Source organism: Halomonas aquatica, from assembly GCF_040196335.1.
Taxonomy (GTDB): Bacteria; Pseudomonadota; Gammaproteobacteria; order Pseudomonadales; family Halomonadaceae; genus Halomonas; species Halomonas aquatica.
The window spans coordinates 96114-114334 of record NZ_JBEGCJ010000005.1 but is presented as its reverse complement, the minus strand read 5'-3'; the positions used below and the strand labels follow the sequence as shown (position 1 = coordinate 114334).

Below are 18221 nucleotides of genomic sequence, written 5' to 3'. Positions count from 1 at the left end.
CCAGACGAGACCAGGCCAGACGAGAAAGGCCCCGAGCCAACCGGCTCGGGGCCTTGCGCTTCACGGCCTCTTGCATCAGGGCGCTTGCATCGGGGCTCTTGCATCGGGGCTCTTGCGTCAGCGGTGTGTGGCGGCACTCGCTGTGGCGCGTGGTGCCAGCACACCCTGCTCGCGCGCCATGGCATAGGCGGCCTGGGGGCCGGTCCACAGCGAGGGCAACAGCACCAGGGAGACCGGGATCGCCGTGATCACGATGAACTGCTGCAGGGCGCTGATCTGGCCCGCGCCCATGTAGAGCAGTATGCCCGCCATCAGGGCCATGGCGATGCCCCAGAAGGCGCGTACCAGGCGATGCGGTGCATCGTGGCCGGTGCAGACCACGGCGATGGCGTAGCTCATGGAGTCACCGGTGGTGGCCACGAAGATGCTGGTCAGCAGCAGGATGGCCATCGCCATCAGGCTGCCGCCGGGCAGCGCCTGGGCCACGGTGAGGGTCGCCACGTCGAACTGGAAGTTGTTGAGCGCCTCGGTCAGGTCGATGGCGCCGGTCAGCTGGTAGTGGATGCCGGAACCGCCGAGCAGGGTGAACCACAGGGTGGTGGCGATCGGCGCCATCACGGCCACGGCCAGGATCATCTGGCGGATGGAGCGGCCCCGCGAGATGCGCGCCACGAAGATCGCCATCAGCGGACCGTAGCCGATGAACCAGGCGAAGAAGAACACCGTCCACCACTTCATCCACCAGGCCGGGGCGGTCTCGGATGTCATGGTCGCCATGGTGAAGAACGAAGAGAGGTACTCACCGAAGCCCTGGGTGAAGGCATTGACCAGGAACAGCGTGGGGCCGAAGACCGCGATCACCGCCGCGATGCCCAGCGCCAGGAAGACGTTGAAGCGGCTGAGCATCTGTATGCCCTTGTGGATGCCGGTCATCGCCGAGGTGACGTAGACGGCAGCGAGCGCCACCAGGATGGCCAACTGGGTTCCGAAGCCCTCGGACGCTCCGAACAGCTGATGCAACCCGAAGCTCACCTGGGTGGCCAGGAAGCCGATGGGGCCGACGGTGCCGGCGACCACGGCGATCACGCAGCAGGCATCGACCACGCTGCCGAACCAGCCCTTCATGACCCGCTCGCCGAGCACCGGGTAGAGCAGGGTGCGCGGCTGCAGCGGCTGTCCCTTCACGTAGTGTGCATGCGCCAGCACCACGGCGGTGAGTGTGCCGAGCACGGCCCAGGCCAGGAAACCCCAGTGCATGAACGACTGGGCCAGGGCACCGGCCACCGCCTCGGCGGTGCCGGCCTCGGTGTCGAAGGCCGGCGGGGTGACCACGAAGTGGTAGATCGGCTCACCCGCGGCGAAGAACACGCCGCCGCCGGCCAGCAGGGTACACATGATCATCGACAGCCACTTGAAGGTGCTGATCTGTGGCGCATCGAGATTGCCCACCCGGGCCTCACCGGCAGGGGAGACCGCCACTCCGATACCGACCAGGAAGGTCAGCAGCAGCAGCAGCTGGAAATAGGTGCCGAGCTTCGCGGCCGTCCAGGTAAAGCCGCTGGCGATGACGTCGGCTACGCCCTGGATGTCATACAGGGAGAGCCCCACGAAGGCGATGATGAAGCCCACGGTGAGCAGCAGGACGAGAGGATCGCCGAAACGTGACAGTAGCCCCGTCCGTGAGTCGGCGGTCTGGTCATTCTGGGACATGGCGGATGCTCTAGTTGGGAGAATGTTCGGCGGCGGGGGACGCAACGCCGACTAGAGCGCCAGCATTCTACCAGACCTTAGACCAAGGTCTAAAGGGTCGTCGTCGATGTCGTCCGTGAGGGGGGCGCCTCAGTAGGCGCCCTCGCTGTAGGTCAGTTCATAGCTGTGGCTGTAGATCTCGAGGATGTTCCCGAACGGGTCTTCCATGTAGATCATGCGATACGGCTTCTCGCCCGGGTAGTAATAGCGGGGCTTCGCCATGCGCTTCCTGCCGCCGGCGGCGACGATGCGCTCGGCCAGTTCCTCGACGTTAGGGTCCTGCACGCAGAAGTGGAAGACACCAGTCTTCCAGTACTCGAAGTTGTCCTCCGGGTCCTCGGCGTTGTTGAACTGGAACAGCTCGACGCCGATCCGGTCGCCGGTCGAGACGTGGGCGATTCGGAAGCTGCCCCAGCCGCTGCCGAACACGTCGGTGCACATCTCGCCGATGGCGCTGTCGTCCTCGACGACCTCCGACGGTTCCATGATCAGGTACCACCCCATCACCTCGGTGTAGAACTCGACCGCCTTGTCCAGATCCGGCACCGAGATGCCGATGTGTGAGAAGTTTCTCGGATAGACGCTGTGCATGACCTGTTCTCCTGTGTGGATGTCGGGAGTAGTGTACGAAGGAGTTTCGATCACCTAAAATTATCATTCAAGATATATATGAGATTGATACGTGATGATGAATCCAGTCTGGTTGCGCACCTTCTGCACCCTGGTGGAGGTGGGGCATTTCACCCGTACCGCCGAACGCCTGCACATGACCCAGTCCGGTGTCAGTCAACAAGTGCGCAAGCTCGAAGAGCAGTTGGGGCGCCCATTGCTGGTGCGGCAGGGCAAGCGGTTCACGCTCACGGATGCGGGGGAACGCCTGTATCGGGAGGGGCGACAGATCGTGCTGTCACTGGGTAACCTCGAGCGACGGCTGGGGGAGGATCCGGCCTTTGAGGGTGTCGTCCGGGTGATGTCCCCCGGCAGTGTGGGGCTCAAGCTGTATCTCCACCTGCTGGAACTGCAGCGTCGGCATCCGGCGCTGGTGATCGACTACCGTTTTGCCCCCAATGCCGACGTGGAGAGGGCCGTCGCCGGAGATGCTGTCGATATCGGGTTCATGACGACCCCCTCCACGCTGGAGGAGGTCAGTGGCAAGCCGGTGGCCAGAGAGCCGTTGTTGCTGGTCACGCCGGTTGACGCGACCGAGCCCGACTGGGAGACATTGCGCCGGCTGGGGTTCATCGACCACCCCGATGGCGCGCACCATGCCGGCTTGCTGCTGGGCGCCAACTACGCCGAGTTCGAGCACATCCATCAACTGGAGAAGACCGGGTTCTCCAACCAGATCAACCTGATCCTCGAGCCCGTGAGTCTCGGCCTGGGGTTCACGGTCCTGCCGGCCCACGCGGTCGAGGCCTTTGAGAATACCCGGCGGATCAGGATTCACCCGCTGAGACATCCGGTCAGCGAGACGCTCTACCTGACGACCCACCGCCGCAAGGCCATGCCGAATCGGGTGAAGACGGTGCTGTCCGAGGCCATGGAGTCGCTCTAGCTCACGGGCGACAACAGGGCTGAAGATGGCGGTCAGACGAACCGGTAGCGAGGCAGGTCTGCTTCCCGTTGGCCACCGTTTAGTTTTCTAGTCGTTTAGTTGGACTGACTGCGCTAATCTAGGTTAAGTAAACGGTCATACTTTTTTAGCGTGAATCTGGTCTTGTCTCGTCTCATTTAAAACTGCGCACATAATGAATGCTCCCGTAATGAACAAACATGGTCTCGGCTGGCGTGGGCTTTCATGGTGCCTTTTGCTCTTGCTTTTCCTTTCTTTCGTTGCATGCCGCGACGCCGCCGTTTCCTCGATCAACGTTCGTCTTGCCTGTGTCAATTATCCCTTCGATCTTCCCACTCTGGTCGCCGAGCAAAAGGGAATATTCGAGCGTGATGGCCTGAATGTGGAAGTCACCCGCCATGATGAAGAGAGATTCGTTCTGGAGGCCCTGAAAGAGGGGCGTGCGGATTTCGCCCTGATGTCACTCTCCACGCTGGTTCTCGAACAGCTCTCAGCCATCGGGCCTGAACGCCCCGAGGATCCGGTCATCCTGGCGAGCCTGATCTATTCCCACGAGTTGAACCAGGTGTTGGTGAAGGCCTCCGGAGCCATACGCGAGCCTTCTGACATGGAGGGGCGCCGGGTGGGGCTGGGTGAGGGCAGTGGTGCCGAATATTTCTGGTGGCTCTATGCCCTCCATCATGGGATCGATACCTCCCGGGTGAGCCTGGTCGATGTGCCTCACGACGCGCAGCCTGATGTGCTCCTGAACGGCGAGGTGCAGGCCCTGGTGACCCTGGACGCAGAGAGATATCGCATCGCCAACTATCCTGAAGGCAAGCTTGAGGTGCTCGCCGGAAATCCGCTCTATGCCGACAACTGGGTACTGGTTACCACGCGAGACACGGCCACACGCCGCCAGGACATCAGCCGTCGGGTGCTTCAGGCCTATCATGAGGCCATCGAAGACATCCAGATTACTCCCAACGATGCTCGCAAGATGTATCTTGCCTCCGTGGCCCTCGATCCCGGGGCGAGCGACAACAAACTACAATTGCCGCCTTTCGGAATGAACCTGGACTGGTCGTTACTGTTCAATACGCAGCAGCTGCTCCGGTGGACCGTGAACAGTGAGGGCGGGCGCCACGAACCGCAGAGTGTCCTCAACTGGATCGAATCGGCTCCCCTGCGCGATCTGATGCCCTCCCACGTCGGTATTCCTCCCCCCCTGCATCACGCAAGTGTTGAGGACGCAAGTGCTGAGGAGGCACGAACGCCATGAGGCTCTCTCGTCTCCTGCTTTTCAGCATCATCGGCTGCCTGGCCGGCCTGGTCTCCGTCGGGCTGGTCGGGGGCGTCATGCTGGTACAGGTGAATGCCAAGAACGCGGAGATGGAATCGCTGATGGCCCTGGAGAAGCGGATCGACAGCTTCTCTGCGGCAAGTAACGGCCTGCTCATCCGGTGGGCCGATGCAGAGGTATGGGACGCCTTCCGCGCCGATGCGGCCTCCCTTCAGAGGACCTTGAGGCAACAGGAGGGAGAGTTCCGCGGCGCACAGCGTGCGATCCAGCATATCGACAATATCGTCGAGATCCTTACCGATGTGTATTCCCGAGAACAGGATCGCGTCGCCCTGGGCAACCCCAGTGCTGGTGAGGGTGCCGTCAAGCTCTCGAGGACAGACCGCATCCGGGTCGATCGAGTCGCGGGGGAGGGCATCGCGCTCGATACGGCGCTTGGCTCGGTTGCCAACCATCACCGGTCGGTAATCATCAACAATGTCAACTGGATGGTCTTTTCTTTCGCCGTTGCCATCATCCTGTTCGGTGGCTTCTGCATGGTGTCCTTCACCTATCTCTATCGACGTATTCATGGCCCCTTGCAATCACTCACCCAGGTCGCCAGCGAGATCGAGCAGGGACAACAGGGCAGTCGCGTCACGCTAAAGGGGAGAGATGAATTCGGCGAGCTGGCCCGCACCTTCAACCGCATGCTCGACCGCCAGGATGCCGACAGGCAACGCCTGGAGATGAAGACGCGCCTGCTGAAAACCGCAGGCAACGTCGCCCGCTTCGGAGGCTGGTGGGTAGACCTGGACAAGAATCATGTTGACTGGTCCGAAATGGTGGCCGAGATCCATGAGTTGCCCCATGACTTCGCTCCGTCTGTCGAGGAAGCCATCAACTTCTATGACCCCGAGCATCGCCACCTCATCCGCGAGTGTTTTTCCGCCTGTGTAGAATCGGGCACGCCCTATGACGTGGAACTCCAGATCGTCACTGCCCAGGGTCGGCATGTCTGGGTGAGAACCACCGGCGTTCCGGTGCGCGACGACCAGGGAAGGATCGTCAGGGTCGAGGGCGCTTTCCAGGATATCTCTCGGTACCATGACATGACGCAGCATCTTGAAGATGCCCTGAGACTTCGCCATGCCCTGCTCAATTCCCTGCCGGCACACATCGCGCTCATCGATGCAGATGGCAATGTCGCGGACATCAACGAGCGGTGGCGGCAGTTCGGCGAGAAAAACGGCTTTCGTGACCATTCCATCGGGTTGGGCACCAACTATCTCGACGTCTGCCGCTCGGCAGAGGGAATAGACTCCGAGGGCGCTCAGGAGGTGGAAGAAGGACTCCGTTCGCTGCTGCAAGGGGATCAGGACAGGTTATTGCTGGACTATCCCTGCCACTCGCCGACCCAGCAGCGCTGGTTCCGCCTGATGGCGAGCCGTGTGGAATCTGGTGCCATGGCCGATAGGCGACTGGGCGCCGTGGTCATGCATGTCGACATCACCGAACATAAGCAAGCCCTCCAGCGGCTGGAGAAGCTGGCCTTCGAGGATCCCCTGACCGGTCTCTGGAACCGCAGGGGCTTCACCATGGCCATCGACAGTTACCTGCATGAACAGGGTTGGCAGGAGCAGGCACTGGTCGTGGTGCTGGACATCAAGGCGCTGAGCAACATCAATGATGCCCATGGCTATGAGGTCGGTGACCGTCTCCTCGCCCAGGTCGGCCATCGGTTCGCACAGGTTGTGGGGCATGATCGGCTGGGCTGCACCAACGGCGACTCCTTCCTCATTTTCCTGGCCGGGGAAGGCTCGGACAGCCCCGAGCAGCATTATCACTGGCTGGCCAGCCTTCTTGATGCGCCCTTCCTTCTCAACGAGATCGCCATCGATGTCTCCGCGCGTTTCGGTGTCACCTTGCTGGGCGAGGTGCCGCGCGATGTCGAGAAACTCATTCACGAGGCGGAGGCCGCGTTATTCGAGGTGCGAGATCGCGGCATCCGCGACTGGGGACTCTATACACCGGAGCTGGATCATGTGATCCATGAACGCATATCACTGGCCAGTGATATGGTTCGGGCCCTGGAAGAGGGCCAGTTCGAGCTGCACTTCCAGCCCAAGGTCGACCTGAAGACCGGCAAGGTGATCGCCTGCGAGTCGCTGTTGCGCTGGCTGCATCCCGAGCGGGGCATGCTGTCGCCGGGCGTTTTCATCCCTGTTGCCGAACAGAGCCAGCTCATCGGCCCGATCGGCAAATGGGTGCTGTTCGAGGCATGCCGGCACCTCCGGGCATGGCAGGACGCCAATCTCGAGGTGGTTCAGGTGGCCGTCAATGTCTCGGTGGTCCAGTTCGAACTGGGTGGTTTGCTTGAACAGGTGCGCGAGGCCATCACCCTGTATGACATCGATCCCCAGAGCCTGATCATAGAGATCACCGAGAGCGTCTACGCGCGCCAGTCGAAGGCGCTACTCCAGCAGATCCACGATCTGCATGAGTTTGGTGTGCGGCTTTCGCTGGATGACTTCGGCACCGGCTATTCTTCGCTGCTTTACCTGCAGAACTATCCGTTCGACGAGATCAAGATCGACATGGGCTTCGTGCGGCGCATCGTGGAGGATGATTACAGCCGCCGGATCGTCTCCACCATCCTGGGGATCAGTCAGGTGATGGGCGCCGATTCCGTGGCGGAAGGCATCGAGCGCCCGGAGGTCAGAGATGTGCTCATCGACATGGGGTGCGGTATCGGCCAAGGCTACTATTTCAGCATGCCGTTGGCGGCCGAGGACTTCCAGTGGCTGCTGGAAAAGCATGCCACACTGCCGCTGAGCGTCCCTGCGTCGACCGAGCCAACCGCTCCGGCCCCGAGTTCGAACCCATCCAAGAGGAGTTCCGATGACACAAGTGGAAGATGATCAGGCGCCCAATGGGCTCGTCAAGCGGCCGACAGGCATCCCCAGTATCGACATCGCGACCTGCGGGGGGCTGCCGGCTCATCGTGCCACTCTGGTGCTGGGGCAACCCGGGTGCGGCAAGACGATCCTCGGGCTGCAGGTGCTCGCCTGTGCCCTGGACCGAGGCGAGGGTGGTGTCTTCGTGTCGTTCGAGGAGTCGCGGAAACAGATCCTGCGTGATGTCGCGGCCTTCTCCTGGGCCGACCGGTTCGGCGAAACGTCACGCTGTGAAATAATCGATGCCCAGTCAATGAAGGGCGCAGAACTCTCGGGGCCCTTCGATATCGATGGCTTGCTTGCCGTGCTCGCCATGTGTGCCGATCGGGTTGATGGATCCCTGATCGTGCTCGACGGCATCGACCAGTTGCTGCGTCGTCAGCCCGACCCGCTGATTGCCGTCGAGCAGGTCCGCCAGATCAACGACTGGTGCGACCAGCGGAGTTGCACCCTGCTGCTGACCGGAAAGCAAGCTCAAGGTGGTAGCCAGTTTGCCAGTCCGGATCATCTCCCCGGTATCGAATTCCTGCTGTCGACCATCTTCACCCTTTCCACGGAACTGGTGGACCGGAGTCTGCACCGCCGCTTCCGTATCGCCAAGTACCGCGGCAGCAAGCACAACGGAGATGAGCTGGCGATGGTCATCGATCAAGACGGCATTTGCCTTCCCTATATCAACAGCCCTTCCGACAAGGTAGGCGGTAGTGCCACCAGCGAGCGCATCAGCACGGGCATCGAGCGCCTCGATGATGTGCTGGGAGGCGGTATTTACCGCGGCTCCACCACTCTGATCTCCGGCCAGCCCGGCACGTCCAAGACGACCCTGGCAGCGGCCTTCGGCGTGGCGGCGTGTCAGCGTGGCGAACGCGTCCTGTACGTCAGCTTCGATGAGCACGGGTCGAACATCGTGCGCAATCTGACCTCGGTAGGCCTCGATCTACAGCCGCACATCGATGGTGGCCTTCTCGCGCTGCATGCTCGCAAGTCGTGGGACGTGGTGGCGGAAGAGCACTTCATGGCCCTTCAGCAGATGATCGAATCCTTCAAGCCTGACTGCCTGGTCATCGATCCGGCTTCGTCGCTGCTCAAGTCTTCCACCTCACATAGTCCCTATGTTGCCCTTGAGCGTCTTCTCGAGAACACCACCAGGCAGGGTATCACCGCCCTGCTGACCTCGATCGCCTCTGACGACGATCCCAGCGACGAAGCGACCATGGCGCAGGTGTCCACCCTGGCCGATACCTGGATGGTGGTTCGCTTCCGGGTCCATGGCGGCGAACGGAATCGCTCGCTCTCGGTGGTCAAGTCTCGAGGTACGGCCCACTCCAACCAGGTGCGTGAGCTGGTCATTTCCTCAGAGGGTCTGGCGCTGGCGGACGTCTACGAGTTCGGAACTGAGGTGCTCATGGGCACGGCCCGGGTGGAGAAGGAGAGTGAGGAAAAAATCGCCTTGAAACTGAGGGAGAGGGAGCGTGAGCGTCGCCGCCAGACCCTCGACCAGGAGATCGAGAAGACGCGGAACCAGATCACTCAGCAACAGAACGATCTGGCAAGGCTAGTCGATGAACTCAAGTATGAGTCTGTTTACGACGACATCCTCGAACAGGAAGTGAGCCATTACCAGGACCGTATTCGCTGGCGTCGGGAGCCTAATGGACAGGCCACTGCACACGATCGGGAGAAAGACCACCAGGGAGGTGACACATGAGCGAGGAGCTGGTAGCTGACAACTCGCTGTCTTCAAAGCTTATTCTCTTCGTGACGGATGGGGCGCCGCGTTCCGGTCGGGCGCGCGACAATTTGTCAGCCGCTCTCATTCAGAAGGGCCTCGATGGCTGGCCACGTGAGATCGACCTCTTGAAGGAGCCGGGCCAGGCCCTCGCCTTCGGCATGTTCGCCACGCCCGCGCTGCTTCGCATTGGTGCTGACGGACCGAAGGCCGTGCTCTATGGTGACTTCTCCGACACAGGTTCGCTGATGCGATTTCTTGAGGCACTATGATGCTCGTGGAACGTCACGGCAGGGGGATGCTTTGAAGAAGCCTGGCAATCCGATGGATGAAGAGGCCCGGATCCAAGCACTCTGGTCCCTCGATATCCTTGATACTCCCGGCGAGGAACGGTTCGATCGCCTGACGCGCCTGGCAAGACACGTCTTTGGGGTGCCTATTGCGCTGGTCAGCTTTGTCGACGAACACCGGCAGTGGTTCAAGTCCGCTCAGGGACTGGACGTCAGTGAAACCGCCCGGGACGTGTCATTTTGCGGGCATGCGATCCTTAAGGACGAAGTGTTCATTATCCCCGATGCGCTTGAGGATGAGCGCTTCGCCGACAATCCGCTGGTATTGGGGGAGCCCCATATTCGCTTCTATGCCGGATGCCCGATCACCGACATGGAACACCACAATCTGGGTACGTTCTGTATCCTCGACCACAAACCACGCGAGCTTTCCCGGGACGATATCGCGGCCCTGAAGGACCTGGCGGCGATCGCCGAGCGTGAGCTGGCCATCGTGAAGCTGGCCAATATGGATGAGCTGACCAGCCTGGCCAACCGGCGTGGTTTCATGGCGCTGGCACAGCATAGCCTGGACCTCTGTAGCCGCCACGATATGCCTGCCACCCTGGTCTTCATCGACCTTTTCAAGTTCAAGGCCATCAACGACTCGCATGGGCACCAGGAAGGTGATCGAGCATTGGTGACCTTTTCGAACATCCTTCGCGGCACATGCCGACGTGTGGACATCATTGCCCGGCTGGGGGGAGATGAATTTGTCGTCTTCCTGCCGAACACGACGAGGCTCACCGCAGAAAGCTACATCTCTCGACTGGCCCAGTCGCTGGAGAAGCGAAACCGAGAAGCCAATCGGGGCTACGAGATCAAGTTCTCACACGGCATCGTGGAGTTTCGTAGCGAGCATCACGAGTCCATCGACGACCTGTTGGCGGAAGGGGACGCCTTGATGTATGCGGAAAAGGAACAGGACGAGGTCGAAGGGACGTGATGACTCGGCCCAACCGGAAGAGCCATCCGACTTGCAGTTGTGGATGGATGCCGATGGGATGATGAAAGCGCAGGCAGTTTTCGCCGTCATGAAGATACGAAGAAGAACCTTCTCAGCCTTGCATCTTATCCCGTGATGACTATTTGATATTGCAGGAAGGGATGGCTGTGTGGGATGGGTTTGTCAGCAACAATTTTCGATTCTCGGCCCATGATTCAACATTCCGCTGTGCATATATCATCAATACTGCTGAGCTCTATCAGTTTATTTTTCTTCACTATCTAGAGCTTTATTGCCACAAGGTATTTCCATCTGGCATCGATGGAGCTCGCCATCCTGCTGACATTTATAGCGCTGATGTTCTATGTTCATAAGACGTCCAATGTCATGAATGCTTCTTACGTTTTTTCTTTCTCTCTTTGTGATGCTTGCCGTATTTATAGATATCATTGAAAATCGAAAATATTCACTCTACTGGCTTATTATTTTTTCGCCTGTTCCCATTTCCCCCTGGGTCGAAAGGCTGGGCCGGTGTCCAACGATATTTTTATAGACTACTCCGCCTAGCGCAAGGCCGCCGAGTGGGACTAGACTGCAAGTCATAGATCTCCCTCAGGGTGATGGCATTGGCGCCATCATGTCGTGCAGGCAAGCCTATGCGTGCGCGAGTGCCAGGGTGGCCAGGGAGGTGGCCACGCTTACGTGGTATCAGGGGGACGCAACATGTCTGCTTATTTTGTCTTCAACTATCGCATCAATGATCGAGACGCCTACGACCCCTACCTCGCGGCGGTACCGGCCATCCTCGAAGCCCATGGCGCGGAGATTCTGGCCGTAGATTTCGACAGTGAAGTCGTGGAAGGCGATGCCAGGCACGTGACGGTGGTGCTGATGTTTCCCTCGAAGGAAGCGGCCAGGGGCTGGTACGACTCGCCCGAGTATCAGGACATCATCGGGTTGCGGCTGGACAACAGCGATGGAATGGCCGTCCTGGCCAACGGGGTTGGCAACTGATGTCGTGAGCCAAGGGTTGGTGCCTCCATGCCATGCCGTTCCTGATCACCACGAAGGTAACGGGGGTAACCGCTGATGGAAACCGAAATGGCCATGTTGAGCCTGGACAACCCGGTATTCGTCACCTACATGATCACGGCTGGGATCATGCTGCTCAAGCTGATGCTGCAGCCGTGGATGACCGTTTATCGCATGATGAAGGTGCGAGCAGGGTTTCGCAGTCCTGAAGACGCGCAGAAGAGCCTTATCAACCCGACGCCTTCCTCCGACCAGCTGAAACCCAATGAGTACGTCGAACGATCGAGAAGGATGAACCTGAATGACCTGGAGAGCATTCCGGGGTTTCTCCTTGCCGGCTTCCTGTTTGTCCTGACGGGGCCTTCGTTGCTCCTGGCCCAACTGCTCATGTGGGGGTATGTTATTGCCAGGGCGGCGCACTTCATGGCCTATTCGACTGCCCAGTTGCACGACATCCGAGCAACCTGCTGGACGCTTAGCTCCCTTCCGGTCCTCGCCATGGCGGCATATGCCCTGCTGAGTGGATTGTCGGCCTGAGCGATCGTGCGAGCCGAAGCCATGGCAGGGGGGAGGTGGCCGCACGCTCTGAACGCCTCGAGGTGCTGAGCCAGCATGGCGTGAATGTGCAAGATCCCCATGACGCCTGACTCAGGCGTGGTTCGGTCCAGTGGGCCAGGGATGTCCAGACCCTCCACCCGGCAGTGCCTCCGGTATCACAAGCCCCTTGATGAGGAAGTCCCATGATCGAAGTGCGCACAGGCCACCCGGTATCCAGTGATTCCGTTGAGGCCGTCAACCTCTATCAGGATGCGGTTGACCGGATACTCGGTTCGGAGTCCGGAGCAGCCGACACCCTGGACAGGGCGATCGAGCTCGACGAGGACTTCGCCCTCGCCGCCGCGGCCCGTTATTACCTGGCAAAGGATGCGGGCGAGCCAGGGGCCGATGTCCATCGCGATCGGGCGGAGCGCTCAGTTCTTCAGGCGAGCGACTGGGAGCGTCAGCATGTCGAGATGGTGATCGGCTTGCTCGACCAGCCGGGCGCGACCCTGGACAGGGCAGAGGCCTACCTGAGGACGACGCCCGCCGACATGCTGGTAGTGTCGCTGCTGACGGGGAACCGGTTCTTCTACGGTGGCCCCACCAAGCAGCAGGCCGTGCTGTCGATCTTCGAGTCCGTGCAGGAAGCGCTGGGCGACGACTGGGCCTTCCTGGCCCGGCTGGGCTTTGCCGCCAGCGAGGCGGGCCAGCGTGAGCGCGGGCGCGAACTGATCGAGCGAGCCCTGGCGATTCGCCCCCAGTCGCTCTTTTCCATTCATGCCCTGGCGCATATGCTCCACGACGACGGGGCCGCCGAGGAGTCGGCCAGGCAACTGGATGACTGGCTCCGCCTGTATGGGCCCGGCGCACGCGATGGCCAGATGTACGGGCACGTTCAATGGCACCTGGCGCTGGCCGAGTTCCAGACGGGTGAACGCGAGGCCGCCATGCAGCGCTACCTGGCGTACTGTTCCCCGGCCACCACCACCTGCGGCCCTGTGCTGACGCTGGCGGACTGCGGTGGCTTCCTGCTCAGGGATTACCTGCAAAGTGGCCTGCAGCGCCCGCTGGACGGCGCGGTGACCCGCCATATCGAACGCGTCTGGGGCATGATCGGCCATCCCTTCATCGCCCTGCATGTAGCCGCCCTTTATGCCACGGCGGGGGATCTCTCCGGGCTGAAGCATTGCGAGGAGGCCATTCAGGCCACACCCGAGGGGGCCAATCGAGACGTCTCCCTTGCCCTGGTCCATGCCCTGCGTGACCACGTGGCCGGCGACTACCCGGGTGCGTTGCAGACCCTGGCCACCCTGTCTCCGGGAGCGAGAATCGGGATCGGCGGCAGTAACGTCGAGCGAATCCTCGTCGACCTGGTCGAGGCGAGCAGCCAGCGGCGACACTAGGCAGGGACCACATCTGTTCTGCGGGTCGGTGTCTTTTGGCAAGGCGCCCAAGACGAAGGACCGGTAAAGCTGGATAATGGCGGGTTACGCACGACTCGCCTCATCTCTATATCCGGTGCCCCGTCCATGGAAATCAAGGTCAACTATCTCGACAACCTCCGTCTGGAGGCCAAGTTCGACGACTTCACCGTCATCTCCGATCAGCCCATCCGCTACAAGGGTGATGGTTCGGCCCCCGGCCCGTTCGACTACTTCCTGGCCTCCTCGGCCATGTGCGCGGCTTACTTCGTCAAGGTGTACTGCAACGCGCGCGACATTCCCACCGAGAACATCCGGCTGTCGCAGAACAACATCGTCGACCCGGAGAACCGCTACAACCAGATCTTCAAGATCCAGGTGGAGCTGCCGGCGGACCTCTCCGACAAGGATCGCCAGGGCATCCTGCGCTCCATCGACCGCTGCACGGTCAAGAAGGTGGTGCAGACCGGGCCCGAGTTCCAGATCGAGACCGTCGAGAACATCGACGAGGACGCCCAGGCGCTGCTGCTGGGCACGTCAGAGGGTGAGGGCGCCACCTGGATCGAGGGCAAGGACCTGCCGCTGGAGCAGACCATCGCCAACATGACCTCGATCCTGGCGGACCTGGGCATGAAGATCGAGATCGCCTCCTGGCGCAACATCGTGCCCCACGTATGGTCGTTGCACATTCGCGATGCCGCCTCACCGATGTGCTTCACCAACGGCAAGGGCTCCACCAAGGAAAGCGCGCTGTGTTCGGCGCTGGGCGAGTTCATCGAGCGCCTGAGCTGCAACTTCTTCTACAACGATCAGTTCTTTGGCGAGCAGATCGCGGGCAGTGAGTTCGTTCACTATCCGAACGAGAAGTGGTTCAAGCCGGGGCCCAACGACGAACTCCCGGAAGGGATACTGGATGACCACTGCCTGGCGATCTACGACCCGGACGGTGAGCTCGGCGGCTCCAACCTCATCGACACCAACTCCGGCCAGGTGGAACGCGGGATCGTCTCCCTGCCGTACGTGCGCCAGTCGGACGGCGTGGAGGTCTACTTCCCCTCGAACCTGATCGAGAACCTCTTCCTCAGCAATGGCATGAGTGCCGGAAATACCTTGCACGAGGCCCAGGTGCAGTGCCTGTCCGAGATCTTCGAGCGGGCGGTCAAGCGGGAGATTCTCGAGCAGGAAATGACGCTGCCCGATGTGCCCCGGGAAGTGCTGAGGAGGTACCCCGATATCCTCGAGGGTGTCGAGGCCCTCGAGGCGCAGGGCTTCCCGATCCTGGTAAAGGATGCCTCTCTGGGCGGTCGTTTCCCGGTCATGTGCGTGACCCTGATGAACCCCAGGACGGGCGGCGTTTTCGCCTCCTTCGGGGCGCACCCGAGCTTCGAGGTGGCCCTGGAGCGCAGCCTCACCGAACTGTTGCAGGGACGCAGCTTCGAGGGGCTGAATGACTTCCCGCCGCCGACCTTCAGCTCGCTGGCCGTGACAGAGCCCAACAACTTCGTCGAGCACTTCATCGACTCCTCAGGCCTGGTGTCCTGGCGCTTCTTCAGCGCGAAGTCCGACGTCGAGTTCGTCGAGTGGGACTTCTCCGGCAGCGGTTCCAACAGTACGGAGGAGGAGGCGGCGACGTTGTTCGGCATCCTCGCGGAGATGGGCAAGGAGGCCTACGTCTCCGTCCATGATGACCTGGGCGCGCCGGTGTGCCGGATACTGGTGCCGGGCTACTCCGAGGTCTATCCGGTGGAGGACCTGGTCTGGGACAACACCAACATGGCCCTCGACTACCGCGAGGAGATTCTCCACCTTCACGATCTGAGCGATGAGCAACTGGCCGACCTGCTGGAACGCCTGGAAGAGACCCAGCTCGATGACCATATCGACATCATTACCCTGATCGGTATCGAGTTCGACGAGAATACCGTCTGGGGGCAGCTCACCATCCTCGAGCTCAAGCTGCTGATCAACCTGGCGCTTGGCCAGCATGAGGAGGCGCTGGAGCGGGTCGAGATGTTCCGGCAGTTCAACGACAACACGGTCGACCGCGGGCTTTTCTACCAGGCCATGCAGGCGGTGCTGGAGATCACTCTGGATGACACGCTGTCACTGGACGACTACCGCCACAACCTCACGCGCATGTTTGGCGAGGCGACCATGGAGGCGGTGGTGGGCTCGGTGAATGGCACTGTGCGCTTCCATGGCCTGACCCCGACCAACATGGCGCTGGATGGCCTGGAGAAGCACCAGCGCCTGATCGAGAGCTACCAGAAGCTGCACGCCGCACGCTCCGCCAAGGCCGCAATGCCATGAGCCGTTAGTCGCGAACGCCCACCCTGGTCGCGCCCATGCAACGCCCCGGAGACAGGAAACTGACTCCGGGGCTCTGCGTGTTGGCCGTGTCAGTGCATGGCACTGATTGCCACTTTTGCATATGCTGACTGTGCATGGGGTGTTCAGAAGGTCCAGGTTGTTGAGGTGACAGGGTTGACGAGAAGCATCACGGGAACGAAGAGAGTAGCGCATGGGTGGCAGAGAGCCATCACGGCTTGCCGGCTAGGGGAGGTGACGTGGCGGTTCCCTTTGTGGTGATATCGTGTTTGCCAGATCACTCTGGAGGGCTTTACCTCCATGATGGTCTTCACTCACTCCTAAGAATCGTTGATCTTCCGTGTGCCCCCAGCCGCTGTTTTCCGGTTGCAAATATTATTGTGGCAGGTGTTTGATGTAAGGCGATGGTCCAGAAAAATAAAAAGAGTGATTTCATGATCAGTGTCGACCAGATGGCCCTTGTGCTGAATTCATTGCCGGACCCTACCTTTATCTTGACGCGAAGTGGAAGGTATGTGGCGGTGTTTGGCGGTCGTGATTTGCGCTATTACCACGATGGCAGTGGTCTTGTCGGTTTGAATATTGTCGATGTGGTGGATCCTGAGAAGGCGCATTGGTTTCTGGAGCAGATCGAGCTGGCGCTGGAATCCGGAAAGTTGCTGATCAAAGAATACGAATTGAGCAACAGCGATGTAGATGGTTTGCTCGAGGAAGGGCCTGACCAACCTATATGGTTCGAAGCGCGTATTCAGGCTCTCGATTTCCAGGTTGATGGTGAAGCTGTGGTGCTGTGGGTGGCGAGCAACATTTCAGAGCGGCACGACATGGAAAGCAAGCTGCGTGTGCTCGGTGACACCGATCAGCTCACCAGGTTGTTCAATCGAAGAAAACTCGAACACGATCTGTCACTTCATCATGAGATGTTTGATCGATACTCGGTTCCGACTTCCATCTTGATGTTTGACATCGACAACCTCAAGAATATTAATGATAGCCTGGGTCATTACGCAGGCGATGAAATCATCATGGCGGTTGGTAATGTTTGTCGTGCAGAGCTAAGAAAGACGGATATCGCCTGTCGCTTTGGTGGTGACGAGTTCGTAGTCGCATTGCCGAATATCGGACTGCAGAATGCAGTGAGTTTTGCCCATCGGCTGCGCGAGCGAATCAATGGAGAATTGAGCCGATTTTCTACTGAAGAAGATTCCTCCACCGTCAGCATTGGTGTGGCGGAAATGCTTCCGGAAGACCGCTCCTATGAAGATACCTTGAAGCGTGCGGATGGTGCATTGTATCAAGCGAAACGCAATGGTAAGAATAGGGTCATGGCAGGTTGATTACGCAGCACCTTTCGGGGGAGAAAGTTTCAGGAAAAGCATGCGTATAGGTATCTTGATGATTGTTGTCGTTGGACTTTTAGGAGCGTGTTACAGTTACTTTGAGCTCGCTTCGGCTACACTTCCCTATCAGGATCCAACGCCAGAGATGCTCGAGAGACAATCCGATCGGATTCAATTCTGGGGGCTTTTTCTGCTGATGAATATTTTGCCTCTTATGATTGGATTCCTGGGGATGTGGCGGTTCAGCCGCAAGAATTAGTCAACTGTTCGATGGCGCTAAGCAAATGCAATTCGAAAATTCATGCCAGTCAATAAATGGTACTCTCCCAGTTTTCCTGGCGAGTCGCTGGTGTGAACTGATTGAAGATTTATATGTTTGAGGAGGGGTGGTTTTGAAGATCAACGATTTACCTTTCGGTATTACTGACTGGTCGGAAGTGGAGAAAACCGAGCACTCGGGAGAGCAGGGCATGGCGTACTGGAAGACTCGAAACTTTGGCAATATTCGAGTGAGAATGGTCGAGTACAGTCCAGGCTATCTGGCCGATCATTGGTGTGCCAAGGGCCACATACTGCTTTGCCTGGAAGGCGAGCTTCATACTGAACTGGAAGACGGTCGGTGTTTCGTGTTGATTCCCGGTACGAGTTATCAGGTCGCCGACGATGCAGAGCTTCACCGTTCATCGACGAAGCAAGGAGCCAGGCTGTTCGTTGTCGACTAAACCCCCATGACCAGGCCATGCACTTGATGCACCAATGACTAACTGGTTTCAGAATACCCGAGGCTGGGCGCTTACATGGTGTTATCGGCAGAATGAAGAGTGTGAGAAGAATATTATTGGGTTTTCCCGTCAAGTGTTATGTACCAAGCACCATACGGATTGACGCGCTACGGGTCAGGGCGTGCGTTTAGCGCTTGTAGGATGAAAAGAGCATCGCTAATCTGAATGCTCATATACCCAGAGAGGGCATCACGACCAGTATTCCTCTCTCTTTCACTCTCATGGTCTTTCTCA

14 protein-coding genes are annotated in these 18221 nt (G+C 59.6%); 12 read left to right on the top strand and 2 right to left on the bottom strand.

What is annotated here, in order from left to right:
- Positions 1-117 precede the first annotated feature (117 nt).
- Both ABE960_RS11725 and ABE960_RS11720 read right to left on the bottom strand, forming a co-directional pair.
- A complete protein-coding gene (locus tag ABE960_RS11725; RefSeq protein ID WP_349762464.1) occupies positions 118-1710 on the bottom strand; it encodes a BCCT family transporter in 1593 nt (530 codons plus the stop codon).
- Between the two features lie 129 nt (positions 1711-1839).
- Entirely contained in the window at positions 1840-2340 is a 501-nt protein-coding gene (locus ABE960_RS11720; protein ID WP_349762463.1) for a lactoylglutathione lyase family protein, read from the bottom strand.
- Positions 2341-2434: 94 nt separating this feature from the next.
- On the opposite strand from ABE960_RS11720, the gene ABE960_RS11715 reads away from it, so the two are divergent.
- The 12 genes from ABE960_RS11715 (at position 2435) to ABE960_RS11660 (ending at position 17927) form a co-directional block, all read left to right on the top strand.
- Positions 2435-3304 (top strand): LysR family transcriptional regulator, encoded by an 870-nt coding sequence (locus tag ABE960_RS11715; RefSeq protein ID WP_349762764.1) that lies wholly within the window; start codon positions 2435-2437, stop codon positions 3302-3304.
- 208 nt (positions 3305-3512) lie between these two features.
- Positions 3513-4583 (top strand): ABC transporter substrate-binding protein, encoded by a 1071-nt coding sequence (locus tag ABE960_RS11710; RefSeq protein ID WP_349762462.1) that lies wholly within the window; start codon positions 3513-3515, stop codon positions 4581-4583.
- Positions 4580-7504, top strand: a complete 2925-nt coding sequence (locus tag ABE960_RS11705; protein WP_349762461.1) for a bifunctional diguanylate cyclase/phosphodiesterase — start codon at positions 4580-4582, stop codon at positions 7502-7504. Before ABE960_RS11710 ends, ABE960_RS11705 begins: the two co-directional genes overlap by 4 nt.
- On the top strand, positions 7485-9248 hold the full coding sequence (locus ABE960_RS11700) for a DUF7125 family protein (protein ID WP_349762460.1): 1764 nt from the start codon (positions 7485-7487) through the stop codon (positions 9246-9248). Before ABE960_RS11705 ends, ABE960_RS11700 begins: the two co-directional genes overlap by 20 nt.
- Positions 9245-9541: a thioredoxin domain-containing protein gene (locus ABE960_RS11695; RefSeq protein WP_349762459.1), complete on the top strand. Its 297-nt coding sequence runs from the start codon at positions 9245-9247 to the stop codon at positions 9539-9541. The genes ABE960_RS11700 and ABE960_RS11695 overlap by 4 nt, the downstream gene beginning before the upstream one ends.
- 31 nt (positions 9542-9572) lie before the next feature.
- Complete coding sequence (locus tag ABE960_RS11690) at positions 9573-10544, top strand: sensor domain-containing diguanylate cyclase (protein ID WP_349762458.1); 972 nt, start codon at positions 9573-9575, stop codon at positions 10542-10544.
- Between the two features lie 723 nt (positions 10545-11267).
- On the top strand, positions 11268-11558 hold the full coding sequence (locus tag ABE960_RS11685; protein ID WP_349762457.1) for a DUF1330 domain-containing protein: 291 nt from the start codon (positions 11268-11270) through the stop codon (positions 11556-11558).
- A 75-nt stretch (positions 11559-11633) separates the two neighbouring features.
- Positions 11634-12113 carry an MAPEG family protein gene (locus ABE960_RS11680; protein WP_349762456.1) on the top strand — a complete coding sequence of 160 codons (480 nt, stop codon included), beginning with the start codon at positions 11634-11636 and terminating at the stop codon, positions 12111-12113.
- A gap of 203 nt (positions 12114-12316) precedes the next feature.
- On the top strand, positions 12317-13519 hold the full coding sequence (locus ABE960_RS11675) for a tetratricopeptide repeat protein (protein ID WP_349762455.1): 1203 nt from the start codon (positions 12317-12319) through the stop codon (positions 13517-13519).
- 126 nt (positions 13520-13645) lie between these two features.
- Positions 13646-15847 carry an OsmC domain/YcaO domain-containing protein gene (locus tag ABE960_RS11670; protein WP_349762454.1) on the top strand — a complete coding sequence of 734 codons (2202 nt, stop codon included), beginning with the start codon at positions 13646-13648 and terminating at the stop codon, positions 15845-15847.
- A gap of 452 nt (positions 15848-16299) precedes the next feature.
- Entirely contained in the window at positions 16300-17202 is a 903-nt protein-coding gene (locus ABE960_RS11665) for a GGDEF domain-containing protein (protein ID WP_349762453.1), read from the top strand.
- A gap of 395 nt (positions 17203-17597) precedes the next feature.
- A complete protein-coding gene (locus ABE960_RS11660; RefSeq protein WP_432765367.1) occupies positions 17598-17927 on the top strand; it encodes a DHCW motif cupin fold protein in 330 nt (109 codons plus the stop codon).
- Positions 17928-18221: the final 294 nt, after the last annotated feature.